The organism is Virgibacillus sp. NKC19-16 (assembly GCF_021560035.1).
Classification (GTDB): domain Bacteria; phylum Bacillota; class Bacilli; order Bacillales; family Amphibacillaceae; genus Virgibacillus_L; species Virgibacillus_L salidurans.
This window is the reverse complement of record NZ_CP074373.1, coordinates 1,992,907-2,019,046: the sequence shown is the minus strand read 5'-3', so window position 1 is coordinate 2,019,046 and position 26,140 is coordinate 1,992,907. Positions and strand designations below refer to the sequence as shown.

General features: G+C 36.0%; 26 protein-coding genes, 4 pseudogenes and 1 riboswitch. Of the genes and pseudogenes, 16 read left to right on the top strand and 14 right to left on the bottom strand.

Annotated features, from left to right (window positions below; translation table 11 throughout):
- The first annotated feature begins 55 nt into the window (after window positions 1-55).
- The 4 genes from rpmG (at window position 56) to KFZ58_RS10405 (ending at window position 3,022) form a co-directional block, all read left to right on the top strand.
- Window positions 56-205, top strand: coding sequence for a 50S ribosomal protein L33 (gene rpmG / locus KFZ58_RS10420; protein WP_235791258.1), 150 nt, complete (start codon window positions 56-58; stop codon window positions 203-205).
- Window positions 206-522: 317 nt separating this feature from the next.
- A complete protein-coding gene (locus KFZ58_RS10415) occupies window positions 523-1,092 on the top strand; it encodes a 5-formyltetrahydrofolate cyclo-ligase (RefSeq protein ID WP_370642262.1) in 570 nt (189 codons plus the stop codon).
- Between the two features lie 82 nt (window positions 1,093-1,174).
- Complete coding sequence (gene yqgO / locus KFZ58_RS10410) at window positions 1,175-1,375, top strand: protein YqgO (protein ID WP_235791256.1); 201 nt, start codon at window positions 1,175-1,177, stop codon at window positions 1,373-1,375.
- Between the two features lie 96 nt (window positions 1,376-1,471).
- Entirely contained in the window at window positions 1,472-3,022 is a 1,551-nt protein-coding gene (locus KFZ58_RS10405) for a rhomboid family intramembrane serine protease (protein ID WP_235791255.1), read from the top strand.
- Between the two features lie 29 nt (window positions 3,023-3,051).
- On the opposite strand, the gene KFZ58_RS10400 is transcribed toward KFZ58_RS10405, so the two are convergent.
- Window positions 3,052-3,909 (bottom strand): hypothetical protein, encoded by an 858-nt coding sequence (locus KFZ58_RS10400; RefSeq protein WP_235791254.1) that lies wholly within the window; start codon window positions 3,907-3,909, stop codon window positions 3,052-3,054.
- A gap of 365 nt (window positions 3,910-4,274) precedes the next feature.
- Here KFZ58_RS10400 and KFZ58_RS10395 point away from each other — a divergent pair, with 365 nt between their 5' ends.
- Window positions 4,275-5,246 carry an ROK family glucokinase gene (locus KFZ58_RS10395; protein WP_235791253.1) on the top strand — a complete coding sequence of 324 codons (972 nt, stop codon included), beginning with the start codon at window positions 4,275-4,277 and terminating at the stop codon, window positions 5,244-5,246.
- Window positions 5,247-5,505: 259 nt separating this feature from the next.
- Window positions 5,506-7,419, top strand: coding sequence for an LTA synthase family protein (locus KFZ58_RS10390; RefSeq protein ID WP_235791252.1), 1,914 nt, complete (start codon window positions 5,506-5,508; stop codon window positions 7,417-7,419).
- Between the two features lie 105 nt (window positions 7,420-7,524).
- On the opposite strand, the gene KFZ58_RS10385 is transcribed toward KFZ58_RS10390, so the two are convergent.
- Window positions 7,525-7,698 carry a DUF2759 family protein gene (locus KFZ58_RS10385; RefSeq protein WP_235791251.1) on the bottom strand — a complete coding sequence of 58 codons (174 nt, stop codon included), beginning with the start codon at window positions 7,696-7,698 and terminating at the stop codon, window positions 7,525-7,527.
- 168 nt (window positions 7,699-7,866) lie between these two features.
- On the opposite strand from KFZ58_RS10385, the gene KFZ58_RS10380 reads away from it, so the two are divergent.
- On the top strand, window positions 7,867-8,487 hold the full coding sequence (locus KFZ58_RS10380) for an MBL fold metallo-hydrolase (protein WP_235791250.1): 621 nt from the start codon (window positions 7,867-7,869) through the stop codon (window positions 8,485-8,487).
- 170 nt (window positions 8,488-8,657) lie between these two features.
- Here the strand turns inward: KFZ58_RS10380 and KFZ58_RS10375 are convergent, their stop codons facing one another.
- The 9 genes from KFZ58_RS10375 to comGA all read right to left on the bottom strand — a co-directional run bounded on the left by KFZ58_RS10375 (window position 8,658) and on the right by comGA (window position 13,630).
- Complete coding sequence (locus KFZ58_RS10375) at window positions 8,658-8,900, bottom strand: DUF2626 domain-containing protein (protein WP_235791249.1); 243 nt, start codon at window positions 8,898-8,900, stop codon at window positions 8,658-8,660.
- Between the two features lie 142 nt (window positions 8,901-9,042).
- Window positions 9,043-9,672, bottom strand: coding sequence for a helix-turn-helix transcriptional regulator (locus KFZ58_RS10370; protein ID WP_370642261.1), 630 nt, complete (start codon window positions 9,670-9,672; stop codon window positions 9,043-9,045).
- A gap of 64 nt (window positions 9,673-9,736) precedes the next feature.
- Window positions 9,737-10,159 carry a hypothetical protein gene (locus tag KFZ58_RS10365; RefSeq protein ID WP_235791248.1) on the bottom strand — a complete coding sequence of 141 codons (423 nt, stop codon included), beginning with the start codon at window positions 10,157-10,159 and terminating at the stop codon, window positions 9,737-9,739.
- Complete coding sequence (locus tag KFZ58_RS10360; RefSeq protein WP_235791247.1) at window positions 10,131-10,583, bottom strand: competence type IV pilus minor pilin ComGF; 453 nt, start codon at window positions 10,581-10,583, stop codon at window positions 10,131-10,133. Before KFZ58_RS10360 ends, KFZ58_RS10365 begins: the two co-directional genes overlap by 29 nt.
- Complete coding sequence (locus KFZ58_RS10355; protein WP_235791246.1) at window positions 10,531-10,869, bottom strand: type II secretion system protein; 339 nt, start codon at window positions 10,867-10,869, stop codon at window positions 10,531-10,533. Before KFZ58_RS10355 ends, KFZ58_RS10360 begins: the two co-directional genes overlap by 53 nt.
- Complete coding sequence (gene comGD, locus KFZ58_RS10350) at window positions 10,859-11,287, bottom strand: competence type IV pilus minor pilin ComGD (protein WP_235791245.1); 429 nt, start codon at window positions 11,285-11,287, stop codon at window positions 10,859-10,861. The genes KFZ58_RS10355 and comGD overlap by 11 nt, the downstream gene beginning before the upstream one ends.
- 1 nt (window position 11,288) lies before the next feature.
- Window positions 11,289-11,591: a competence type IV pilus major pilin ComGC gene (gene comGC, locus KFZ58_RS10345; RefSeq protein ID WP_235791244.1), complete on the bottom strand. Its 303-nt coding sequence runs from the start codon at window positions 11,589-11,591 to the stop codon at window positions 11,289-11,291.
- A 13-nt stretch (window positions 11,592-11,604) separates the two neighbouring features.
- Window positions 11,605-12,657, bottom strand: a complete 1,053-nt coding sequence (comGB, locus tag KFZ58_RS10340; protein ID WP_235791243.1) for a competence type IV pilus assembly protein ComGB — start codon at window positions 12,655-12,657, stop codon at window positions 11,605-11,607.
- Entirely contained in the window at window positions 12,620-13,630 is a 1,011-nt protein-coding gene (comGA, locus tag KFZ58_RS10335; protein ID WP_235791242.1) for a competence type IV pilus ATPase ComGA, read from the bottom strand. Before comGA ends, comGB begins: the two co-directional genes overlap by 38 nt.
- A 150-nt stretch (window positions 13,631-13,780) precedes the next feature.
- Here comGA and KFZ58_RS10330 point away from each other — a divergent pair, with 150 nt between their 5' ends.
- Window positions 13,781-13,969 (top strand): YqzE family protein, encoded by a 189-nt coding sequence (locus KFZ58_RS10330; protein ID WP_370642501.1) that lies wholly within the window; start codon window positions 13,781-13,783, stop codon window positions 13,967-13,969.
- 40 nt (window positions 13,970-14,009) lie between these two features.
- On the opposite strand, the gene KFZ58_RS10325 is transcribed toward KFZ58_RS10330, so the two are convergent.
- Together KFZ58_RS10325 and KFZ58_RS10320 are read right to left on the bottom strand one after the other, a co-directional pair.
- Entirely contained in the window at window positions 14,010-14,798 is a 789-nt protein-coding gene (locus KFZ58_RS10325) for a YqhG family protein (RefSeq protein WP_235791241.1), read from the bottom strand.
- Window positions 14,785-16,446 carry a DEAD/DEAH box helicase gene (locus tag KFZ58_RS10320; RefSeq protein ID WP_235791240.1) on the bottom strand — a complete coding sequence of 554 codons (1,662 nt, stop codon included), beginning with the start codon at window positions 16,444-16,446 and terminating at the stop codon, window positions 14,785-14,787. Before KFZ58_RS10320 ends, KFZ58_RS10325 begins: the two co-directional genes overlap by 14 nt.
- Window positions 16,447-16,590: 144 nt before the next feature.
- Window positions 16,591-16,680, top strand: a riboswitch (glycine riboswitch).
- Window positions 16,681-16,876: 196 nt separating this feature from the next.
- On the opposite strand from KFZ58_RS10320, the pseudogene gcvT reads away from it, so the two are divergent.
- The 3 genes and pseudogenes from gcvT (at window position 16,877) to gcvPB (ending at window position 20,804) form a co-directional block, all read left to right on the top strand.
- Window positions 16,877-17,991, top strand: a pseudogene (gene gcvT / locus KFZ58_RS10315) (glycine cleavage system aminomethyltransferase GcvT).
- Between the two features lie 13 nt (window positions 17,992-18,004).
- Window positions 18,005-19,354, top strand: coding sequence for an aminomethyl-transferring glycine dehydrogenase subunit GcvPA (gene gcvPA / locus KFZ58_RS10310; RefSeq protein WP_235791239.1), 1,350 nt, complete (start codon window positions 18,005-18,007; stop codon window positions 19,352-19,354).
- Window positions 19,347-20,804 (top strand): aminomethyl-transferring glycine dehydrogenase subunit GcvPB, encoded by a 1,458-nt coding sequence (gene gcvPB, locus KFZ58_RS10305; RefSeq protein WP_235791238.1) that lies wholly within the window; start codon window positions 19,347-19,349, stop codon window positions 20,802-20,804. The genes gcvPA and gcvPB overlap by 8 nt, the downstream gene beginning before the upstream one ends.
- A gap of 40 nt (window positions 20,805-20,844) precedes the next feature.
- On the opposite strand, the gene KFZ58_RS10300 is transcribed toward gcvPB, so the two are convergent.
- Window positions 20,845-21,216 carry a rhodanese-like domain-containing protein gene (locus tag KFZ58_RS10300; RefSeq protein ID WP_235791237.1) on the bottom strand — a complete coding sequence of 124 codons (372 nt, stop codon included), beginning with the start codon at window positions 21,214-21,216 and terminating at the stop codon, window positions 20,845-20,847.
- Window positions 21,217-21,599: 383 nt separating this feature from the next.
- Between KFZ58_RS10300 and KFZ58_RS10295 the strand changes: the two are divergent.
- The 5 genes and pseudogenes from KFZ58_RS10295 to KFZ58_RS10275 form a co-directional block, all read left to right on the top strand.
- Window positions 21,600-22,394 (top strand): annotated as a pseudogene (locus tag KFZ58_RS10295) (ribonucleotide reductase barrel domain-containing protein); the annotation flags it as partial.
- A 337-nt stretch (window positions 22,395-22,731) separates the two neighbouring features.
- Window positions 22,732-23,376, top strand: coding sequence for a DUF559 domain-containing protein (locus tag KFZ58_RS10290; protein WP_235791236.1), 645 nt, complete (start codon window positions 22,732-22,734; stop codon window positions 23,374-23,376).
- A gap of 232 nt (window positions 23,377-23,608) precedes the next feature.
- Window positions 23,609-24,259: pseudogene (locus tag KFZ58_RS10285) on the top strand (ribonucleotide reductase barrel domain-containing protein); the annotation flags it as partial.
- A 272-nt stretch (window positions 24,260-24,531) separates the two neighbouring features.
- A pseudogene (locus KFZ58_RS10280) lies at window positions 24,532-25,086 on the top strand (ribonucleotide reductase barrel domain-containing protein); the annotation flags it as partial.
- Between the two features lie 190 nt (window positions 25,087-25,276).
- Window positions 25,277-26,104 carry an HNH endonuclease gene (locus KFZ58_RS10275; protein ID WP_235791235.1) on the top strand — a complete coding sequence of 276 codons (828 nt, stop codon included), beginning with the start codon at window positions 25,277-25,279 and terminating at the stop codon, window positions 26,102-26,104.
- Window positions 26,105-26,140 lie beyond the last annotated feature (36 nt).

Here is a 26,140-nt window from a genome sequence, read left to right as displayed (position 1 = left end):
TCATCGCTTATTGGCAGTAGCTCTGCGTTTTTTCTAAAAGTTTGGAGGGAAAATCATGCGCGTAAATATTACTTTAGCCTGTACTGAAACAGGAGAGCGTAATTATATTTCATCAAAAAACAAGCGAACTAATCCGGAGCGTTTAGAGCTTATGAAATATTGCCCACGTTTAAAAAAACACACCTTGCATCGCGAAACAAAATAATTTGTAAAAGGATAAACTCTTATCAACTTCATTAATTGGTAAGAGTTTATTTTATAGGCTCTTTTCGTAAGTATTGTTACTTTTAAATATTCGCAGTTGATATAAAAGACGACATTGTGAAAATTCCCTTTCGAGAAGTCTCTCGTTCTAATAATGGTTGAATGCTTGGCTTCACTCCGTAAAAGACATTTCGCTTCCCGCGGAAAGCGACTGCCCGTAATGATCCCGGACGACGGCAATTATCGAACATAATGTCGTCTACTATATCTTTTGTGTCAAAAACAATATTCCTTTAGAAAACAGCCATTTTATAAGAGGTGATTCATTTGGATAAACTTCAACTACGAAAATCCGCAATCGAGAAACTAAAAAATATTCCTGAGAAGACTAAGCAAACAATAGAAAAACAACTAATAGACCATCTCGTAAATTCTACTCTTTGGAAAGAGGCAGATACAGTGGGTATTACAATGTCACAAGGATTTGAATGGGATACAACAGCTATCATTGAAGCTGCATGGAAGCAAAACAAAATCGTGTGTGTACCAAAATGCATCCCACAGGAAAAAAAGCTTACATTTTATCAACTAGACAGCTATGATCAATTAGAAGTGGTTTATTATAATTTAATGGAACCAAAACCCAATGAAACAAGGGAAATTGACAAAGCTGCCATTGATTTACTGATTGTACCAGGATTGCTATTCGATAAAGGTGGCTTTCGGATTGGATTTGGTGGCGGATATTATGACCGGTTTTTAATGGACTATCCTAACGAGACAGTTTCTTTATTACATGGAAGCCAATTAGTGGAAAAAATTCCTAGAGAAGAATTCGATCTCCCTGTCAAACATCTTATTACGGAAGATGGAATAGACGAGCTATAAGCCTATGACGTTTAATGTCATGCATAAATGTCAGTTGAATGGAAAATAACTAATAACACCACAATTAGAAAAGGGTGTTTACATGCGATTTATTATCATTATTGCAACTGCTATAACGGCAATTTCCATTCTTTATAAATGGCGGTATCGAGTGATGAACACAATACTGGCGGTAAGTTTCTTGCGGCGGGTTGCAGTTAGCCTATCGATGAATATGCCGACATTAAGAACAAAGGTCTTACCAGGTTTATTCAAGAGCCAATCGAGTCATTCATCTTATTGAAGAGAAAAAGAAGTTGTTATCTTAAGCAGCTTCTTTTTGCTTTTTTTAGGAAAAAGCATTACTGTTTTAATATGATGTACTGGGGAGAAGAAGTATATGTATCTTGATGAAAATTATACCATGTACAAAATGGCGTATCATTTGGTTGTTAATGATCATTTTGATGTACTGGAGATAAATGAGAAAGATGAAGAAGTTTGGTTGGAAAAGTATGAAAAAAATACATCAACTGTAGTTCGTATTATACATAAAGGATTTGATTGGAAAAATCATTTAAAAAAAGATATCGCACTGACATTTCAAAAAGCCAAAGCCATGAAGCGCCTGTTGGCTGGTAAACATGTGGCGTTGTATAATGTTTATGTGTCCTCACATGTTCCAGTGGACGACTGGGAAGTTTTAAGGAAACCAATGCAATTAAAAGAAAGAAATCCAGTAAAAATGAAAGTATATTATTTAGCTGAAGATGACTTAACAGAAGAAAAGAAAAGGCTCTTTACAGATCTTAATTCCTCTTCCACTTCAAGTCCAGATGCGCTTTCTGAAACTGCAAAAGAAGAAAAGGCCCAAAATTATAAACGATTTTTAACCAATGCTTTGCTCCGTCAAAGACAAGAAGCTGAAAATGTATTTTCGTTTGGCAAACCATTCCTTACTTATTTTCTACTGGTTATAAATATTATCCTATTTTTTATGCTTGAAAGCAACGGCAGCAGCACATCCATCGATAACTTGATCGAATTCGGTGCAAAGTATAATCCGGCAATCATTGAAGACGGGCAGTGGTGGCGTATTATAAGCTCCATGTTTCTGCATATTGGATTCTTGCACCTATTTATGAATATGCTGGCAGTATACTATTTAGGAACATTGGTAGAAAGGATTTACGGTTCATGGCGCTTTCTTATCATTTATTTTCTTGCAGGCATCAGTGGGGGACTTGCAAGCTTTGCATTTACTACAAATGTATCGGCCGGTGCATCCGGTGCACTATTTGGCTTATTCGGGGCAATAGTCTTTTTCGGTTTCATTTATAAAAAACTATTTTTTCAAACCATAGGTAGTGGTGTATTATTATTAATAGGAATTAATATTGTATTTGGTTTTACTATTCCACAAATTGACATGGGGGCCCATCTTGGCGGATTGATTGGAGGTTTTATTGCATCAGCTATTATTCATCTGCCGAAAAATAAAAGCTTGCGAATACAACTTTTAGCGTTTATCGTTTATCTGATTATGATTTCTGGATTGGTTGCATTTGGCGTGCAAAATAATGTGAACAGCCAATCCTATCAATTAATGAAGATGGAAGAATTGCTAATGGAAGACAACTACGAAGAAGTGGTAAATATCGCTACGCAGGCGCTGGAGTTATCAGGAGACCATGAAGCAGCCGTATTATTTCAACGTTCCTATGCTTACATTGAAATGAATCAAATTGACCAGGCAATAGAGGATTTAGAGAACAGCATCGAATATGATGATGCTTTGCCAGAAGCCTACTATAACTTGGCGCTCCTTTATTATAATACGGGAGAGTCGGATAAAGCAGAAGAAATGGTGGAAACGGCCTATGAAATGAACCCAGATGATGAGGATTTTATAGACTTATACGAGGAAATTACAGGCAAGAACGCCAGCTAAAAATAAACGTGCTCGGTGTCTGAGCACGTTTAAAATGAATAATTTTGTATAAGTCTCTCTTTTTTTCCGTTTAGTTCAAACAATACCAGTAAATGATCATTTTCCTTATCAAACAATACAATCGGAACATAGCTCTCCAGCTTATTATTTTCCGTACTAGTAGCTGGAATAATATAATTTTTGTATACACCTTCCCACAATTGTCCAATGATTTTATTCGTTTGTGCCTGTGTCATGGAAGGGAGCGATTCATTATTATAGCGGTATAAATTGGTAAGTGGAACAGCCAAATACGATTCATTGGAAATATTAAAATGTGTAAACAGTTGATGCCAATGATGCAGTAATTGTTGTTTCGTTGTACGATCGAGTAAATTCTTCCACTCTGTTTGATCATTGTTTTCAGGTGATTTAAAAGCTTCAAGTGACGTAGCTGGCGAATCTATTACATACAAGTGGTCACTCGACATCTGATGGATACTTTTAATTTCATCATTTGGATAATGTATTTCACCATGATGAAAGGAAATAACTTGGAAGTAACTACTATCCTCACTTAGAAGTGAGTCCTCTAAATAAATAGATTTTGTATCCTGTACCCATTTACTACGAACCCCTCTTAGCTTTCCTTTGTCAAATAACAGGGAGGCATCTTGACGTAGATACATTTCCTTATCACTTCTGGAATTGCTTGTCCAATCTATCTCATAAGAGTCGCTCCCTTTAGGAGTAGACAACTCCAGATTTGAGTTCGCATATGTAAAAGAAGTTTCTTCATCGATTGGAAAATATGTAATCGCAGGAGCATCATTCATTTTCACAAAGTAAACAATGCCAAATAATGCGATTGATAATAGTGCGATCGTTATGAATACCCAATTTTTCATGCTTGTCATCCTTTTGAATAACTCGACTTTCTTAAAAGGTATGTACAGATAAGATCATTTATGCTTTGTTTGATTGGTGTATAATATAGAGAACCTCGATTGTTCCAAACCTTTGGCTATTTTTACTATTTTCTTTTCAAGCATTTCCTGATATCTTTATAAGATCACCAATAAATAGAAATCATTTTCTTAAAACCACAAGAACCAGATCGTTAAAAGAAGATCTGGCTTCTGATGGATATATTTATTTCTAATTAGTAATGTGATTTGATATAATTATATTTAATGATTTTTAGCAATAAGAATCTGTAAAACTACTCCTGTGAAATACGTTACAATTACGTGGGGAAAAGGTGTGCAAACGATTGAATAAAATAATAATTGGTGTAGATATTGGTGGAACGACAGTTAAAATTGGTTTTATTAACGATAGCGGTGAAATTCTAAATAAATGGGAGATACCAACCAATAAATCGAATGCAGGAATGTCCATCATTGATGACATCTGGCAGTCGATTCGTCTTCAGTTAACAGAATTGAATTTGGATACAGACATGATATTAGGTATTGGTGTAGGTGCACCTGGTTTTATCGATGGTGACAATGGTTTTGTTTACGAAGCAGTAAATATTGGCTGGGAAAATTTTGAATTGGCAAAACAACTGAAAGATAAGTCCGAGGTGCCGGTATTTGTGGAAAATGATGCAAATATTGCTGTATTAGGTGAAAACTGGAAGGGCGCCGGTAATCAGGCAAGAAATGTAATTGCCATTACACTCGGCACTGGCGTTGGTGGTGGAATAATTGCGAATGGCGCGATACTAAATGGAGAAAACGGCATGGCAGGTGAGATTGGCCATACAACGATAGATCCAAAGGGTTATCTATGCAATTGTGGTCGCAAAGGCTGTTTGGAAACCATTGCTTCCGCTACAGGTATAGCACGTCAGGCTATGGATAAAGTCAAAAATAACCCGACAAGCACGTTAGCAGATCATTACCGGCAAACAGGGACTGTATCTGCAAAAGATGTATTTGATCTAGCCAAAAATGGAGACACTGACTGCAAACATATTATCCATGACACTGCAGATACACTAGGATTGTTCATTGCAAATATGGGGACAACTATTAATCCTTCTAAGGTTCTTATTGGTGGAGGTGTCTCCAAAGCAGGAGATCAATTACTACGTGAAATTAAAAATGCATTTCATAAATATGCCTTGCCTCGTGTAAGTAATATTTGTGAAATAAAGATAGCCCAACTAGGAAATGATGCCGGAATTATTGGCGGTGCATTTTTTGTCAAACAAAAATTATTAGATATAACATTTTAGCCTTTCTTTTTTTGCTGAAATATATTAGAATATATAACTATGTAATGTAAAATTCATTAATTTAGTGTAAAGCTTTTGTATTATTGTTTGATCAAAAATGGTTTCAAAACCGTCACATTGGGTATTAAAGTAAATAAGATAAAATGCATGTAGTAAAAATGGTAAGACTTAGTTAGAAAACATGGCTTATCGCAAAGATTGTTGCACTTAAGCAGAAAAGACCTATTTGCCAAGGAAAGGGTTTTAGGAGGAAGAATTTATGAATGCAAAGCGAACTAAAGTACCATTGTATATAATTGCAACATTTTTAGTTGGGTTAAAAATATATATCGCGTACCGGTTTATGTTTTCGATGGAAATAGAAAATCCAATGCAGGAATTAATTTTATTTGTCAATCCATTTGTTTCTGTTTTTCTTGTATTTGCTATAAGTGTATGGTTTAAAAAACAGTCCCGTCAAATGAAATTTATAAGATATACAGCGTTTATTCTAACGTTTATTTTGTTTGCTAATCTAGTATTCTATCGGTCATTTAATGATTTTATCACCATACCAACGCTATTTCAGGGAAGTAATATGGCTGATTTAGGATCAAGTATTTTAACTTTGATCCAACCGTATGATATTTTACTTTTTGTTGATGTTATCCTAATTTGGTATTTAAGTAAAAAGAAAGAGGATGTTCTGTCAGTTGGGTACCAGAGAAGCGGCAAAGTATTCGCACTTGCTATGTCATTTGTATTACTAGCAGGTAACTTTTTCTTAGCGGAGATGGAAAGACCACAGCTATTCACACGTGGATTTGACCGCGAGTATTTAGTTAAGAATATCGGATTGTTTAACTTTCACATCTATGATATTGTTATGCAATCAAAAACGGAATCACAACGTGTGTTTGCAGATGGTAATGAGTTGCCTGAAATTCAGAACTATATTGATGAGAATGTAAAAAGTGATGAAAAATCAGATTTGCATGGTATAGCTGAAGATAGGAACGTTATTTTTATTAGTGCTGAATCTATTCAAAGTTTTGTTATAAATAATGAGGTGAACGGTGAAGAAGTTACGCCATTTTTGAATAGCTTAACAGAAGATGAAGACACCTATTATTTTGAAAACTTTTATGAACAAACAGGGCAGGGGAACACCTCAGATTCTGAATTCCTTGTAGAAAATTCACTTTATCCTTTATCAAGGGGCGCTGTTTTCTTCACACATGGAGGAAATGAATATAATGGGCTTCCGGAAATATTGGGACAGGAGGGTTATCATACCTCTGTAATGCACGCGAATAATAAAAGTTTCTGGAACCGTGAGGGGATGTACAATAGTTTAGGTCTTGATAAGTTTTACGGTGAAGAAGCTTACGAAGTGTCTGAGGAAAACTCCATTGGATGGGGATTAAAGGATAAACCATTTTTTGAACAATCGATGAAGTATCTACAGTCACAGGAAGAACCGTTTTATACTAAGTTTATTACGTTAACAAATCACTTCCCGTTTAATTTAGATGAAGAAGATAGTTCCATTGAGCCCTTTGATTCTAATTCGAATACGCTGAATAACTACTTCCCGACAGTTAGATATACGGACGAGGCTATTGAAGACTTTTTCAATCAATTAAAAGAAAGTGACTTATATGAGGATTCGATATTTGTCATAATGGGTGACCATATCGGTATTAGTGCAAACCACAACAAAGCGATGAGTCAGTATTTAGATAAAGAAGAAATTACGCCATATGATCAGGTGCAATTACAACGTGTACCATTCTTCCTCCACATCCCTGGACATGGGGAAGGCGAAGTCAAATCTGAAGTTACAGGACAAATTGATGTGAAGCCTACGTTATTGAACCTATTGGGAGTTGAAGCTGAAAATGATCTTTATTTCGGTAATGATATGTTCTCAGATGATCGAAAAGGGTATATCGCATTAAGAAATGGCGACTTTATTAGCGATGAGTATATTTCTACGAGCGGCGTATGCTATGACAGGCAGACAGGGGAACCTATAGAAGCAGAAGAGGAAGAAGCGAATGCTAATAATGAGTCAGGTTCAACAAATGCATGTGCCCCAATAAGCGAACAGGTTGATAAAGAATTAGGATACTCAGATGACTTAATTTATGGTGACTTGTTACGATTTATGGACTTCGAGGAAGAGGAGTAAAAAATAAAAGCTGCTTCAGCAAATGTTGAAGCAGCTTTTATTATAGATGCAAAAAAGCCAACTTGGTAAAGTTAGCTTTTTTCTGTTAATCACATGTATTTTACTTTATGAACCAGAAATCTCTGAAATGATGGTGGCAATTGAGAAAAAACCAAATGCTAAAGTTGTGATTACTGAAAATCCTAATGCCAACATGTTTTTGTATTTAAGTTGACGAATGATGGATACAACAGATAGAAGAGCAACAAATAAAAATAGAATTGCCAATATGGTATGCATTTATTTTATCCTCCTTTATTACTTCCTAAATGATCATTATTGATATAGGAATTACATTTGTATTATTATGTAACTAAGTAAGTATATTATTTATTTTATAATAGAAATTTGGTTTTGTCGAGGTATATCCTAATGATTTAGGGATAAGTTTTGAATGGAGGTTTTTTAATGCATATAAAAAGTATGTCTTTAGGTCCACTGGGTACGAATTGTTATATAGTATATGATGATCGCAATGCTTTAATTATCGATCCAGGAGGGGAAGCGAATATAGTAATTGATTTTTTAAATAAAGAAAAGTTGTCTCCTCAAGCTATTTTATTAACTCATGCGCATTTTGATCATATAGGGGCAGTAGAGAATTTGCGTCTTTTTTATGGGTTGGACGTTTATTTACATAAAAATGAAGCATCCTGGTTGGAAGACCCACGTTTAAATGGTTCCATATCTTTCACAGGGGAAGAAATAAAAACAAAGCAGGCAGAATATATGATAGACCCCGGTGAAATGAAAATAGCCTCTTTTAATTTTGAGGCCGTTCATACACCAGGACATTCTCCGGGAAGTGTTAGTTTCATTTTTAAAGATGAAGGTTTTGTTATTGCCGGGGACGTATTATTTCAACAAGGAATTGGTCGAACTGACTTGCCGGGTGGGGATATGAAGCAATTAGAAGCCAGTATACGCAGGCGCCTTTATCAATTAGACAACAGATTTGTCGTTTATCCTGGACATGGACCAAGAACAACAATAGGTAACGAAAAAGTGAATAATCCGTTTGTAAGATAAAAGAGGCTTGATATAAAAATAAAGGCTGTTTTCTAAAAGATTGCTGCTTTTTGACATAAAAGTTATAAAAGACCTATCGAATACGAAGTTTTAAAAGCATCAATATTTACGAAAACACCCAAAAATAAAAAGAACCCAGCATATGTACGCGAGCGGGGTTCTTTTTATTTTTAGTGTCCGAAACCGGGTACAAGTATAAATTCGGAATACCATGTAAAGCCAACCATGAATACGGTAAGATAAGCCCCGAATAAATACATATACATGCGTTCGGATAATTTTAAGTAACTTAATGTAAGGAAAAACGCCGTTTGAATCAGGAATAATAGTGCTGTTTGTAGCATATCGCCAACATAAAACATTACTGTAAAAATACCCGTCCAAAAGGCAAGCACACGAAACATTCGATCCATGCTTTCCCCCTCCTTTTAGGTAACCTTATCATTGTTATTATAAACCAGGAAAGATGACTTGTAAACGAATCTTACTAAACAATTGAAAGTTTTGCTGTATACGTGCAATTTTCACAGCCCTGAAACATGTTATCTTCTTCCATTAGATCAATTTCTGTAAATAATGCTTCAAACATCCCTTTAAAAAAGAATGATGCATTTTACAAACCATTGTATGATTTTTTGAAGCAATTTCCTTAAACGGGCAATTAATAATTTGAAATGAAATACTATTCGTCTCCGGATGATGAACAAAATTAGGATACATTCCTAACATTGTTCCTGCGTTTTGTAAAATGTGTATTTTTTGATCAATATTGAGTTCTTGGGCTACGGCTGACGTATTGTAATGTTCAATTATTTTTGTTCCATATTTTTCTCCTGTGTTATACAATGCTTGTTTACCGGGGTCACCCAGTTCTGCAAATGACTCAAGCGCAATTGTAGAAAGTAGTTTATAGTCCTGGTGTGGAAAATTCAGTTCAACGACCTTATCTGATAAGCGATATAATCTACTTGGTCTTCCTCCTTTCCCGGTCTTTTGAGAATAGGAAACAACCATGTTAACATCTTCTAACTTCAATAAATGGAGTCGTGCTACATTTGGGTAAATATCAAATTCTCCAGCGATTTCTACTACACTAACCTCTTTATGGTGTTTAATTATATATTGGTAAATATTGTACCTCGTCGGATCACTTAGGACATTTGTAACCTTTAGTGTATTTTCCATTAATATTCACCTCACCATATTTATTACCTTTATTATAATAAATATTCTGTAGTAAATGGGCGTTTTATCGGCTTTGTTGGTAATTGTTCACGTTTATAACTTTAGAATCCTTATTATTCGGATCCTGTTGCCATGTATGTGTAATAGAATATACAGCATTTTTGTCTGTTGTAATATTAAAATACAATTCATACCTGTTCTCATCTGATGGGGCATATGTTATTTCAACAATGCCATAAGGGAATGCATAATACGTTTCACCGCTATCTATTTTTTTTGTTTCATTTTCCTCTGAAAATTTAGCGTGGGCCATTTGAAATAATGTTTCGATTTTAACTTGTTCCATGTGTTTCTCTGTTATTTTACCATCACTTGCATACATGGTAATGGTAGCGGTGATAAAAATAAATACAACTGCTGTTACAAGAAGTACATACGGAAAAAAGAAACCTGCACCATTATTCATAAAAGATAATTGTTTTTTCATAATGCTCTCCTTGCATTGAAGTGACTGTTGCATGTATACCATAAGGAAGTTCTGTGAAAGTTATATCTTCTACATCGCGTAAATATATTTCATGTCCTCCACGATTGGTTCTCCTCCGAATGTGCTCCCCGTACATTTCAATAGTAGCAGTTGTTTCATCATCAATTGTAAGCGTTAATGAAGATGATTCAATTGCAAAACTTGTTGCTTTAATGGCGTCGTCTCGTAAAAAATGAAAGAATTGTTGAGTGGATACTTCTTCATATTGGGAAGAACTACCCGTAATGGTATGGATTAAATAGCCTGTAAAAGGTAGGGTTATAGCTATAATGGAAATACTGAATAAGATAGAAACGAGTGTAAATCCCCGTTCATTTTTCCCTATAGCCATACAAGCATATAACTTCATTGTTGTTTTTGACATTTTGCCACTCTGCACATCCTTTGACTAATTCATTTACCATCTGAAATTCAAATGTGACTGTTTTATTGTGAATCGTTTCACTGTAATTTGTTGGCAATGCAGTTTCTTGCTGATGAAGATATGGCTGTAATTCATCATGTAAGTAGTAATTGAACGTGCGTCTATCACTTAAAAGTGATTGATGTTCTGTGATAAGCGAAATGATAGGCACAACGGTTGAGATAACCATCATGAGTACACTCGATGCTACTAAAACCTCAATTAGCGTAAATCCATTATTCTTCAACAACATAACCTCTTCCTTTCCCTAGTGGAAAGACAACGAAGTAGGTATCATGCTTTGAGGTCATTTTTATCCTGCCTGGTTGCCTTATCGTTCCAGTCGATTTGAAAGATAACTCTCCCATTGCCCGTGGATCCACTTCCCATCCATCGGGGTAGTATCTAGTCTCAAGTGTTTTTCTTTCAACTATAATTTCATAGCGGTCATTATGAAATCTGATGTATACTCTTTTATCATCAGTGGTTGTCGCTGCTAGATTTTGGATATACAAAACGTCATATTGAAATGTTTCCAAAAATTGCTTATCCTGGTGTTTTTGTAAACCGGAAATATTCAATGGAACACTTAGCAGTAATAGAATGGACAAGATGGACAGAACCAAAAGTAATTCGACCAATGTGAATCCGCTCTGTTTTTTCATGTTAATCTGCAGAAACAGTCCCATTGCTAATCGATAAAGGAGTTCCATTCGAACACTCTATTTGATCTAGGGTAATATATCCATCATCAACTAAAGCTTGTATGCTCCCAGGTTGTGATCCTTCCTCCAATTCATATAACTCAGCCTGACTTTGTACAAGACTTACAAGCGCGTCACATCCTGTACCATGAACATCGCCGCTTCTATCACTTAAATTAGGCACAAACAGGATAATCAGTACAGATATAACCATTAATACAATAAGCATTTCGATCAGTGTAAATCCTCGATTATTTTTAAACATATGTTTCTCTCCTTTAGATTGTTTGGATTAATTCGAACATTGGCCACATCAATGTCATATAAATAAAAATGATAAAACTGGCTAATACAATAAAAAATAATGGTTGAATTAACGTGAGTGCTTTCATTATTTTTCGCTGTATTTCCTCTGTAAGAATCTCTGCATACACATCCAGGTCCTTCTCTAACGCATGGGCATCCACATTTTTTTGGAAAATGGAAGCGAGCTGGTTTTCCAGAAAACGCATTTGTGAAAGCAGGCTTGCGATAGGCAACCCCCTCATTAATTCTTCTGTCATTAAATTTGAGTAATGTGCAATAATTGGTAATTTATTTTGGCTGGACATTTGCGTTAGAATTTCTTTGAAGGACATGCCTGTTTTCAAAAGGGTGCTAAAATGTGTTGCAAAAAGAAAGGAGGTTTGCAGTTTAAGAAATGTTCGGTAAATTGGTAAGCTATTATAAAAGTTGATTTGCTTTGTTATGGTAAGCCTGTGTTTGATAAAATTCCAAATAATGATCGCTATCAGAATCAGAGCAGTCAGCGCAATTACCATATTTCCTAATAAGTCAATAACTAAAATAGATAAGATGACCATGGAAGAGGCTTCTGTGCTTGTTTGAAAAAGATCTGCAAAGGATGGAAGAACATATTGTTTAATGAAATAGAGCAGTAAGGAGAAAATGAGTAACAGGATTAACGGATAACGCACGATTTGTTGAAATTTCTTCATATATTTCATTCGGTGTTCGTACATCTCAATACATTTGCCGATACTACCCTGCACGTCTCCGTTTACTCTGACAAAATATAAATATGTGGTAATCGTTTGATGAAATGCTGCTTGTTCGAACGCTTTATCAATAGGGTAGCCGTTTTTTACAGCATCCGTAATTTCTGTTGCTGGCGTAATTAACTGCTTGTCCCACTTGATTACTTCCAAGGCTTCAATTAATGGATACCCATTATGCAATAATCGATTCAGTCGCTTTAAAAAGCGTAATTGAATTTCACTGGAAATTTTTTCTTTACGAATTCTTATAAATCTCTTCAGATATATATCCATATGCATAAGCCTTCTTTCTTAAATGGTCAAAGGAATAAAATGCATTTTCAGTTTTGTCATCAACTCCTTGTATTGTTTTTTCCAATCGTTTGCCTTCTAATAGTTCCAGTATGGCAGCCCGTCTTTTTGTCGTTTCATTTATTTGAATAGGCAATAGTTGCAGTGCTGCCACTGCTATAAGTGATTGTTGCAAATCGGTTTGTTTTAACCCCATTTCCAGTAGACGATGAACCGTTCCTGAAGCATTTTTAGCATGCAAGGTACTTAGTACAAGATGTCCGGTTAGAGAAGCATCAAAAGCAAACTCTGCTGTAGCTTTATCACGAATCTCTCCAATCATGATAATATCGGGATCATGTCTGAGTGCAGCTTTTAACCCGCTTTGATAAGTAATGCCGGCTTTTTCGTTAATCTGTACTTGCAGAATATCATCCATCTCTTTTTCAATAGGGTCTTCCAATGTAATCGTCTGGTAAGACTTTTCACTTAGAATCGTTTGCAAGAGCGAATACATGGTTGTTGTTTTTCCACTTCCTGTTGGGCCGGTAAATAGTACTATGCCAGCTTGGTTCGTAATCCATTCCTTTAATTTATTCAGTTGATTTGGAAAAAGAAAAAGTTGGTCAAGAGAAAGGTTTTCTTCCTGTGGAAGGATTCGAATGGCTAAGCTTTCCATTAGGTTGACGGGAAGTGTTGATAATCTCAGGGAGTACATTTGATTTGATTCTTGATGTGTAATCGTGCCATTTTGCGGTTTTCTGATTTCACCTATATCCATTCCGGATGTAAATTTATAGTACGTTAATAATAGTTGATACTTAGCACTTATTAAACGCTTATAAAAGATCCGTTTCCCATGGATGCGGAAATAAACATTGGTATGATCTTGGAATGGGTAAAAGTGAATATCCGATGCTTGGGATTCGAAGGCAGCAGTGAGAAGATTATTCGATATTGCTGCAGCAGGATTCAAACAAATTCACCTCCTTTTTAAATTTGCAACAACTACTATATTCGACACGTTTTGATAAACTCCTTCTTTTTTGAAAAAATTTTTGAAAAAACTTTAAGGAATAATTTAGCCTGTAATGGTAAAGCTAAGACTACCAACAACTATCAAGAGGTGAGACTAATTTCCGGAAATGATTATGTAAAATTTATGACGGAACAAGTGGTGACATATATCGATTTACCTTCTGAGGAAAGAAAAAAACGCAAAGTAAAACAAAAAAATCCTCCTGCAACTTACAGCAGTCGCTGGCTGGGAATTTTGCCATTTGCGCTAAAAACAATTTGGAAAAAGGCTGAATAACAGGTGACCGCATCGGTGCGCACCTGTTATTTTTATATCTTTATACAAATGCATCCTCCGTAAAATAAAAAATACCACCATTAATTACTTCATAGGATATGTATGGTTCATAGCGTTCTTTCATTTCGTTCAATTCTTTTTGCTTTTGTTCGTTTACAGTTTCTGTTTCCCCTGTATAAAAATAATGAAGCATTTGAATTTCTTCATCTAATGTTTTCCATGATTCTTCTGCCCATTCATGTGTTTGATTTTCAATATAATTATCAATCACAGACTGGATACGAAGATAACCACTTTTTAGTTTAATAAGTGGTGAAATGGGATAACAGTAATCAGATATTGTCATTTGGAGTGATAACTGCTGCATCTGTTCCATCATTTCAACTTTCATCATACCATTTACTAAATGCAATCCGATTGAAAATACTTCATCTTTCTTTTGCTTGCCGACATAACTTATCTTTATATTTACCACCAACCAGGGGTATAACGGTGTATTTTGATTTGTTTCTACTTTCTGGAATAATTTAGTGACTTTTTCATTTTGTTTAAGCTGAGTAAGTATTTGCTGCAAGCGTGGACTGCCGAAATGAATCCATTCTCCCTTTTCTTCCCGCTTATCCGGGTTTGTGACGAGTGTAAGCTTCATTGGTTCACCAGCATATCCAGTACTCTTCACATAATGCCAATAAAATGGCCGATTCATTAATGCCCTATCCATTTCTTCTGTTAGTTGTACCGTTAATACACCATCTTCATTAAAGATAAGTTCACACTGATTGGCGGTAAAATAATCCTGCAAGAATTCGTTTAAATTAGTAATTGCCATATTGACGCTCCTCATTATCTACATTGGCATGTGTGTGTTTAATGATCGACGAGAGATTATTTAATTTAATTTTAGCTTCACCTGTAGATGTAGACTCTACATAAATATTTTCAATTTCAGTTTCAATATCCGTTATGTCAAGCTCAGCTAAAATATCATCCAAATGTCCAATAACTTGCTCAAATAGGTTGATTTTTTCATATAGCAGGCTCATAATATGTTCTTCGATTGTCTCCCTGATGGCAAAATTATATACATGGACGTCTTTTTCCTGACCATACCGATGAATTCGCCCAATTCGCTGTTCAAGCCGCATCGGATTCCAAGGCAGGTCATAGTTAATCATGTGATTACAAAATTGCAAGTTAATCCCTTCACCACCTGCCTCTGTAGCAATTAAAACCTGTGCATGGTCTCTAAACAGTTGCCGCATCCAGTCTTTTTTCCCTTTTTTAAAACCACCTCTAAAAGGGACGGAAGAAATTCCTTCTTGCTGAAGATACCATTGCAAGTAATATTGAGTTGCCCTGTATTCTGTGAAAATAATCACTTTTTCGTCCCCGATATTCTTAATTAATTCAACCACTTTTTCTGCTTTTACATGGTGAGGTAATTGTTCGATCTTTGACAATACCGGCTGAATAGATTCTTTATTGTCTTCTTCCATCGCTAATTTTTGAAGGGATAAATAACAAGCCTCGCGTGATGAGCATAATTCTCTTAAAAATGTAATCTTGGAAAATGAAGAAAAGGGCATTGTTATCTGATTAAGCGCTTCGTAAACCTCCAGTTGTTCCGGTTTGAAATCAACCCAAACGGTTTCAATATGACGCTTGGTATTATTTAATGTCGTATCTTTTCTGGTATTACGAATCATTACTTTTTGGATTAATTGCTTCAAATACATGTCCTGTTTAATTTTTTTGCGATCCTTCCCGTATTGATCGAGAAACGAATCATAATTTCCCAAATGTCCCGGCTTTAATATGGAAACCAAGTTAAATATTTCGATTAGCCGATTCTGAACAGGAGTAGCAGTTAATAATAAACAGTATTTCTTCTTTAGCAGGCGGACAAAGGAATAGTTTTTTGTTTTATGATTCTTTAGCTTATGGGCTTCATCAATCAATATGAAGTCATAATCTATATCCAATATATTTTCACGATGCGGGGAACGCTTTGCAGTATCCATTGATGATATAATAACGTCAAACTGGTCCCAGGCATAATTTTTCCTGTGGGCAACAGCCGGAATATAAAATTTTTCATTAAGTTCTTTTACCCACTGGTTTACCAGAGAAGCTGGGACCAGGATAAGTGCTTTTTTAACTAAACCCCTAATCATGTATTCTTTTAATATTAGGCCAGCTTCAATGGTTTTGCCGAGCCCAACCTCATCAGCTAATATAGCGCGGCCGTTCATGTCCTCGATTGCTTGCTTTGCCGTTTCGATCTGATGACTTAAAAATTCAACATGCGGCAGGTACTCTAATGCACGTAAACCGGAAAATTCAGGGGTGATCGTTGTAAGCTCAGCCTGATAGGTCATGGAGAAAAGGTCCCATGGTGAAAACTTGCTTTCCTTCTCAAAATCCGATTGCAGCTGGTCAATGAAAGTTGAATCTTTTTGTAAGTGAATAGACGTCATATGATACTTCCTTTTTCGTAATGGATTAAATGAAATTAAAATATATTCTATATATTCTCATGTGGTTGTGTGCTATAATTAACTTAGATTTTTCACGTGATACTTGTATTAGTATAACCAAATTAGCCATTTTCATAAAAGCGAATGAATACAAGGGGAGAGCTTACGTTTAACGTAACGCCGAAGGAGCAAGCAACTCGCGAATCTCTCAGGCAAAAAGACTCTTGTAGGACGCACCTCTGGAGAGTGTTTACAGGTACGTAGACCACCCACGAAGCAAGTATTTATAAGGAAATGTGAATCCGGTTTCTATATAAATACGCAACTTTCTGGTTTGAAGACAGAGATTTCCTGGTATCAGTGAAATCTCTGTTTTTGTGTTTTAGAATAGACTTCAAGTCACAAAACTTTTAAAAAAGGAGTGGATGGGTTGAGTGAGTTAAATCGGACACCGTTATTTCCGGAATATGAAAAATTTGGGGCAAAAACAGTCGATTTTGGCGGCTGGGATCTTCCAGTACAATTCTCTGGAATTAAACACGAACATGAGGTCACAAGAAATAAAGCAGGTTTATTTGACGTCTCACACATGGGAGAAATTGCTGTAAGTGGACAGAAAAGTTTGGATTTCCTGCAAAAAATGACAACAAATGATGTATCAAAATTAACTCCAGATCGTGCTCAATACACGTTCATGTGCTACGAAAACGGTGGCACTGTTGATGACTTCATTATTTATATGGTGGGAGAAAATGATTATTTATTGGTTGTTAATGCCGCTAACACAAAAAAAGATTATGAATGGCTAAAGGAAAACAATCATTACAGCTGGGAAGATGTCACCATTACAAATGTATCAAGTGATTATGTTCAATTAGCCTTACAAGGTCCGGCCGCACAAGAAGTATTACAAAGGCTAACGGAAACGGATTTAAGTGAAATTAAGTTCTTCCGTTTTGATAGTGAGGTTTATTTTTCATCCATAGACGTTCCTGCCATTGTCTCACGTACAGGTTATACGGGGGAAGATGGATTTGAAATTTATATTGCAAAAACTTATGGACGCATGTTATGGCAGTCAATATTGCAGGCTGGCGAAGATAAAGGCGTAGAACCTATTGGGCTGGGAGCAAGAGATACCTTGCGATTTGAAGCAAATTTAGCTCTTTACGGACAAGAGCTTTCCAAGGATATTACACCAGTAGAAGCAGGATTGAAATTTGCTGTAAAAGTTGATAAAGAAGCAGATTTTATTGGAAAAGAAAAGTTGAAAGAGCAAATTGAACAAGGCCCCCGAGAAAGCTTGTTGGGATTGAAATGATTGATAAAGGAATCCCTCGCCATGGGTATGAGGTATACAGCGGGGAGGAAGAAGTAGGTTTTGTTACTTCCGGTACACAATCTCCAACATTGAATAAAAATATCGGTTTAGCTTTAGTGAAAGCAGAAGTAGCGATAGAAGGAACAGAATTAGACGTCCAGGTTCGAAAGCGTAAGTTAAAAGCAGTAGTCGTAAAAACGCCATTTTACAAACGAGGGAAATAGGGAGGTACTGGCAATGGAATTTCGTTATTTACCGATGACTGAGACAGATAAGAAAGAGATGTTAGATACAATTGGAATAGAATCAACGGATGAATTATTTTCTGACATCCCAAGTAATATACGTTTTAAGGGCGAGCTTAATCTTAAAAAGGGTGCAAATGAAGCACAGCTAAAGAAAGAATTAACGAAGATGGCAAATAAAAATGCCAATTTAACAGAATATAGCTCCTTTTTAGGTGCAGGTGTTTATGATCATTTTATTCCATCTGTCGTAGATCATGTAATATCAAGATCGGAATTTTATACCGCGTATACACCGTATCAGCCGGAAATATCCCAAGGTGAACTTCAGGCCATCTTTGAATTCCAGACGATGATTACAGAATTAACAGGAATGAACGTAGCAAACTCATCAATGTATGATGGAGGAACTGCGCTTGCAGAGGCGGTAAACTTGAGTGCGGCACAAACGAAGAAGAAAAAAATTCTCGTTTCAAAGGCCATTCATCCTGAATCAAGGGATGTTATTGACACCTATGCAAAGGGGCCTAACCTGGAAATTGTAGAAATTGATCACAGCAATGGACTCACTGACATGGATCAGCTTGCAAGCGAATTAGATGAAAATACGGCGAGTGTTGTACTGCAGTATCCAAACTTTTTTGGACAGATTGAACCATTGGAAAAGGTGAATGAATTAATTAAACAACAAAAGAAAACCATGTTTATTGTTTCTAGTAACCCGCTAGCATTAGGTTATTTGACACCACCGGGAGAATTTGGTGCTGATATTGTTGTCGGAGACACGCAAGTATTTGGAATACCTACCCAGTTTGGAGGCCCTCATTGTGGATATTTTGCAACGACTAGTAAATTAATGCGCAAAGTTCCTGGCCGCTTGGTTGGACAGACGAAAGACGAAGACGGGATACGTGGCTTTGTATTAACGTTACAAGCAAGAGAACAGCATATCAGAAGGGACAAAGCGACTTCCAATATTTGTTCAAATCAAGCATTAAATGCATTAGCTAGTTCTGTTGCAATGAGCTCAATCGGAAAGCACGGATTGAAAAAAATGGCAAAATTAAATATGCAAAAAGCCCGGTACGCAAAACAAAAGTTGGAGCAATCAACTATTCCTGTTGTTACAGAAGGTGTGTTCTTCAATGAATTGGTTGTGAAACTTGCTGACTCTGTAAGTGAAATAAATAAAAAGTTGCTGGATAAAGGGATTATCGGTGGCTATGATCTAGGAAAATCGTATCCTGAACTTGAAGGGCATATGTTAATTGCTGTAACCGAAAACCGCACAAAAGAAGAGATCGACGCTTTTGTTAAAGAATTGGAGGATATCAATGGCTAATAAAGATTTTCCATTAATTTTTGAACGCAGTAAAGAAGGAAGAACGAGCTATAGTTTACCAGAAATGGATGTTCCGGAAGTGGATCTGGACGCTGAATTAGAAAGTTCTTATATTCGCACTTCTCCTCCTAATTTACCTGAAGTGAGCGAGTTGGATATCATGCGACATTATACCGGGCTTTCCAATCGAAATTATGGGGTTGATTCAGGCTTTTATCCGTTGGGATCCTGTACGATGAAGTACAATCCAAAAATAAATGAGGATGTTGCTCGTTTGAATGGCTTCAATCACATTCACCCACATCAAAGTACTGAAAGTGTCCAAGGTGCAATGGAGATGATGTATGACTTACAAACCTCATTACGGGAAATTACCGGAATGCATGAAGTATCACTTCAGTCTGCAGCAGGAGCTCAAGGAGAATGGACGTCATTAATGATGATTCGTGCGTTTCATGAAGCAAATGGTGATTTTGACCGTACAAAGGTTATCGTTCCTGATTCTGCACATGGAACCAATCCTTCTTCAGCAGCCGTTGCCGGATTTGATGCAGTCACTGTAAAAACGAATGAGCAAGGTTTAGTAGATATAGAAGATTTAAAAGGTATTGTTGGAAAAGATACAGCAGCATTAATGTTAACAAATCCGAATACATTAGGTTTATTTGAAACTGAAATTATAGAGATGGCAGAAATCGTTCATGGTGTTGGTGGAAAATTGTACTATGATGGGGCTAATTTGAATGCCATTATGGGTTATGCAAGGCCAGCAGATATGGGGTTTGATGCGGTACATTTAAACCTTCACAAAACATTTACAGGCCCACATGGTGGTGGAGGGCCTGGATCTGGTCCAGTAGGTGTATCCAAAGAACTCGAGCCATTTTTACCAAAGCCTGTAATCGTTAAAAAAGAGGGTCAATACGATTTTGATTATGATAGACCAAATTCAATTGGAAGAATAAAACCTTACTATGGAAACTTCGGAATTAACCTTCGTGCCTATACGTATATCCGTACAATGGGGGCAGAAGGGCTTAAAAAAGTTAGTGAATATGCTGTGTTAAACGCAAATTATATGATGCGCAAACTTGGAGAGGCGTATGAACTACCATATCAGCAGCATTGTAAACATGAATTTGTTTTATCAGGAAAAAGACAAAAGAAATTAGGTGTTCGTACATTGGATGTAGCTAAACGCCTGCTTGATTATGGCTACCATCCACCAACGATATACTTCCCATTAAATGTGGAAGAAGCAATGATGGTTGAGCCGACGGAAACAGAGTCCAAGGAGACCTTGGATGGGTTTATTGATTCTATGATTTCTATTGCCGAGGAAACAAAGAATGACCCTGAATTAGTTCAAGAGGCTCCGCATAATACGATTGTTAAACGGATGGATGAAACAACGGCAGCAAGAAAACCAATTTTAAGCTATAGTAAATAAAAAAAGAGGCTCAAGAGTGAATATTTCTTGAGCCTTAGCTTTATTTCGTCTTAATTTTTCCAGTCCATTTTTTAAATCCGCCTTTTAGTTGGCTAATATCCTGGTATCCCTTTTTATGCAGAAGTTGTGCTGCCCGCCCGGAGCGCGAACCACTTTGACAATAGAGATAAACCGGTTTGTCTTTCCGGATTTCTACTAATCGTTGTTTCATTTGTGTTACCGGAATATTTCTAGCGCCAAGAATATGTCCTTTATCAAATTCCTGTGGCTCTCTTACATCTATAAGTTGTGCTTTTCGATAACCTTCACGAAATTGATCCTGAGTTAAAACCTTTAAAAAATTACGTTGCCTGAAATATCGAAACACACCGAACGCAAGCAGTGCAACTATTGCTATTACTAAAAATTCCATCATATTTCCCCCGTATTTCACATTTGTACTACCTCTATTATATTGTGTTTAGACTATTTTTTCAAAGTTTTTTCTTTCCATTAGGATAAAACCTGGATTTAGACTGATGAATAGGTGATTTAAGTGAATTATGCAGCAATAAGTCTAAAAGAAAATATATTGCAAAGCCTGAAATTGTTGATATGTAGTAGAAAAAACCTTATTTGCTTCAAACAGCTTTTATTTACTGTCGAATTTAGCTTTTATTTATTGTTGACAAATTGCCTTTTATTTGCTTTAAACACAATATATAGTATTTTTTTATCTTTTCTTCTCAATATATTGTTTTAAATAAATGATATGTGGTATTGTATAGTTATAAAAGTTAATAAAGGAGCGATAACATGTCGATAGCTGTTGAAGAAAGACAAGGAATTGATGTGGAGATGCTTAATGGAGATATCAAATTGTTTCCACAGGTACATCCAATTACTGCGGATATGAAGCTTACCCATACTGGCGTTTCCCGCTTAGTAATGCTGGATCGATATGCTTTTAAGGATACACAGAAGAAAACATTAAAAGAAGGCGACTTTGTTGTCTTAACAGTCAAAGCAGATCCAAAATTTCCTGCCCGCGGACTAGGTATCGTAAAATCGATAGACTGGGCGAAGAACGAAGCAAACATTCAAGTAAATTCTGAGTTTGTATCTGTACTGGATGACGAAAATGAAGCAGAAACAGGAATAGTGCAGCGAAAATTAAGTGTTATTGATAAGCCACTGGAAATATATTATGAACAAATTGCAAAAAGAAATGCTACAGGACTTTCAAATGTGGAGCAAACAGAAGAAGCAAGACAAGAATGGTTTGCGAAATTCAATGATGAGTTGGCAAATATGAATTTCATACCAGCAGGAAGAGTATTATACGGGGCTGGTGCGGATACGGATGTAACGTATTTTAACTGTTACGTCATGCCATACATCAAAGATTCCCGTGAAGGCATATCCGATCACCGAAAACAAGTCATGGAAATTATGAGTAGAGGTGGGGGTGTCGGCACGAATGGATCTACCTTAAGACCTCGCAATACATTGGCAAGAGGTGTGAACGGAAAATCATCCGGATCGGTATCATGGCTCGATGATATTGCGAAACTTACGCATTTAGTTGAGCAAGGTGGTTCAAGACGTGGTAAATAGAAGTGCCTCGTCTCTAAATAAACCCCGTGAATTGCTGGAAACTCTTTAGATTTCAACGTGTAATTAATATCTAAGAAATAAGTTTTTTCTTGAGGTGAAGAACGTGAAATCCTATGATGCAAAACAACCACAAAAATGTAAGATTTGTGATTTTAACTTATCTCATAATAGACAAGGTCGGTTTACAACACATTTAAAGCAGCACGGTTTAACATTAGAAAATTATTTATGGATATTATTATTCATGCCAGGAATTAACATGTAATCGTGATTCATGCAATAATAAAGTAAAACTGACAAGAGGCGTTCCAAATAAATATTGTAGTGTTTCATGCCGTCAAAAAAACCACCATTAGTTTGTATAGTTTGTAATTCTTATTTTGAGGCAAAAAACAGAAAAACTAAAACATGTTCTAGTGAATGCTCCAAAATAAATAAATCACAAAAAATTAAACAATGGCATAATCAAATGAACAGTGACGAAAAACATAAACATTTTAAAACTATTATTACTAAAACAGCAACAACTAGACGCCAAAATAATACTCCATCTTGGAATAGTGGAAAAAAAGGTATATATAGTGAATCCACTATTAATAAGATTCGACAAGCTACATTAAAACAAATGGAAAAACAGGTCTTTCACAAAACAAATATTGAAAAGAAGCTAGAAAATTTCATTAGGATGAATAATATAAAAAATATATATTCATTTATCCTAGAGAAAAGACAATTTGATTTCTCACTTGTAGAATATAACACTATTATTGAATGCGATGGCGATTATTGGCATGCTAACCCAAAATTTTATCCAGTACCAATGGAATGGCAAAAGAAAAGAATTGAAATTGACCTATACAAAAATGAGATAACAAAGAAAAACGGATATAATATAATCCGTTTTTGGGAAGATGACATATTAAATAATTTTAAATATGTTGAAAGCATCATAGATGACTTGTTGGCTACAACGTAACTGGAAACGGTAGGCGTGAATGCTATAAAACAACAAGTGGATAAAGACAATCAGCAGCCAAGCTTCCGATGGGAAGAAGGTTCAACGACCATTGAAAGCACGTCTAAAGACGAAAGTGAGTAAAGTAGAAATCAAGTGATTTCGAAGTGCGGGGGCACATATTAAATGTGTAAGATATGGTCTGAACTCTAAGGTGACTTAGAGAGTTGATGTAACGAATCAACGTAACAATTTGGCTCAAATGATAATGTTAGTAGATTCTCATCCTGATATCATTGAATTCATCATTTCCAAAATGCAAAACCCAAGAATTTTGCGCTATTTGATTGAAAACACAGCGGATGAGCAAATTAAACAGCTCGCACAGGAGAAATTGAATTTTACACCATTTACAGAAACAGAAATGGATCTATATCAAGGAATTGTTAATTATAGATCAATGCCAGGTTTAGGTGGGTTTACACAAGCAGCGATACGCAAAGCGGAAGAAAAAGTCCAAACCGGCGGCACGTATTCTGTTCATAATCCGGAATTTTTAACAGGGGCAAATATTTCGGTTTGTTTAACAAAAGAATTTATGGAAGCAGTCGAAAATGATGATTATTACGATCTTCGCTTTCCGGATGTGGAAAATTATACGAAAGAAGAAATGGACGCATACAATGAAAATTGGCATGATGTCGGTGATGTTCGTAAATGGGAAGAAATGGGATATGGTGTGCGCACATACCGCCAAGTAAAAGCCAAAGAACTATGGAACTTAATCAATATTTGTGCAACATACGCAGCAGAACCAGGTATTTTCTTTATTGACAATGCGAACGACATGACAAATGCTCAAGCTTATGGAGATCAGGTCGTTGCGACAAATCCGTGTGGTAAAGTAGCTTAGTTTGCCTCACGTTAAACATTGCGGAATAAAGCGGGAAGGCTGAGATGCTAACCCGAACCGAAGGCTAAAATTAAAACGTTAGCCAGGGGCAACGCATAGACGGTGAACCTATACAACAGATTATAACCCGTCCACGAGGCCGCAACATGACACACGAAATAACATACAACAATGAAAAGTGTGTAATGAAAAGATATGCTGAACTTACAGGAAATTAAACTGTAAGAACTATTGGATAAAAAGCCGATAGGATAACAAAATTGGAACAACCACTAGCACCTTATTCTGTTTGTAATCTAGCAGCAGTGAACCTTGCTGAAATGGCAAATAAAGATACAAAAACAGTTGATTTTGAAAAATTAAAGCAAACGGTAAAAACCGGCGTTCGCATGCAGGATGATGTAATCGATGCGACACCATACTTTTTAGAGGAAAATAAAAAGCAAGCACTTGGTGAGCGCCGAGTCGGATTAGGCGTCATGGGCATGCATGATCTCTTAATCTATTGTGAAACAGAATATGGATCAAATGCAGGCAATGAATTGGTGGACAAGCTATTTGAAACCATTGCTACCACAGCTTATCGCCAGTCCATTGAGCTTGCCAAAGAAAAAGGAAGTTTCCCATTCTTAATTGGTAAAACAGATGAGGAAACAAAAGAATTACGAGAAGCATTTATCAATACGGGTTATATGAAAAAAATGCCAGAAGATATAAGAGTGGGAATACTAGAAAATGGTATACGCAACTCTCATCTACTGACTGTTGCACCTACGGGTAAAGTTATTGCCCCCTATATCTGTAAAGATGTAGCGTAAACTATGCTATATGCGGGAAACTCTCAGTATCCTTTCGTACTCGCGTTTTGCCAACGCATATTTAAGAGTAAAAATCGAAAGGTGGAGACAATCCGCAGGGAAGTCGTGGCTGACCCCTCAACGACTAAACGCAGAGCAACCATGTATATACACCTTAGATTTATATAAAACCTATAAATGAGGTGGCATGTTGGAAAAACAATGTCTAAATTGCGGAAAATTAATGAAAGTAAAACCAAGTCATTTTGATAGGAGAAAATATTGCTCTAGAAATTGTAAAGGTGAATATCAAAGTGAAAATCCAATTGCTTTTAAACATTTAAGTAAAAAGGTAAATGTTACGTGTTCTCATTGTGGTAACAAGATTTTGAGGAAACAATCAAAAATCAGTAAAAACAATTTTTGTAATAGAGAGTGTAACAATGGCTATTTAAGAGAAAATAACAAAAAAATAAATCAGCATTTGAAGCAACAAATTACAAAAACTTGTCTAACATGTGATGAGAACTTCAACGTAATTGTTTCGAGGAAAGAAACTGCAAAATATTGCTCTAAATCATGTTTAGGTAAAGCGAACGGCAAGAGAGGTGAAGTGCAATACAGGAAGCGAGTTAATATTTATTGCACAAATTGTTCTAAAACAATAGAGCGTAAACCCTCGATAATTAAAAATTGGAATTTTTGCGATGTTATTTGCATGGCAGAGTACTATTCAAAATCTGGAGCATTCTCAGGAGAAAATAACTTAGTCTGGCAAGGTGGGGACATTGATTATTATGGCCCTAATTGGAGATCTCAAAGAAGGAAAACAAGAATAAGAGATGAATTTACTTGTCAAGATTGTGGTTTAACAGAAAAGGAACTTGGTAAAGAATTATCTGTGCATCATCTAGTTCCTTTTAGAAAATTTAATGGAGACTGGGAGCAGGCAAATAAACTTTCAAATTTGATAAGTTTGTGTGAACACCCTTGTCACCGCAATAGGCATAGAAAGAAAATGGTTGATGATATAGTCTGATCCTCATGGCGACATGGGGAGCGGGTACTAATAATC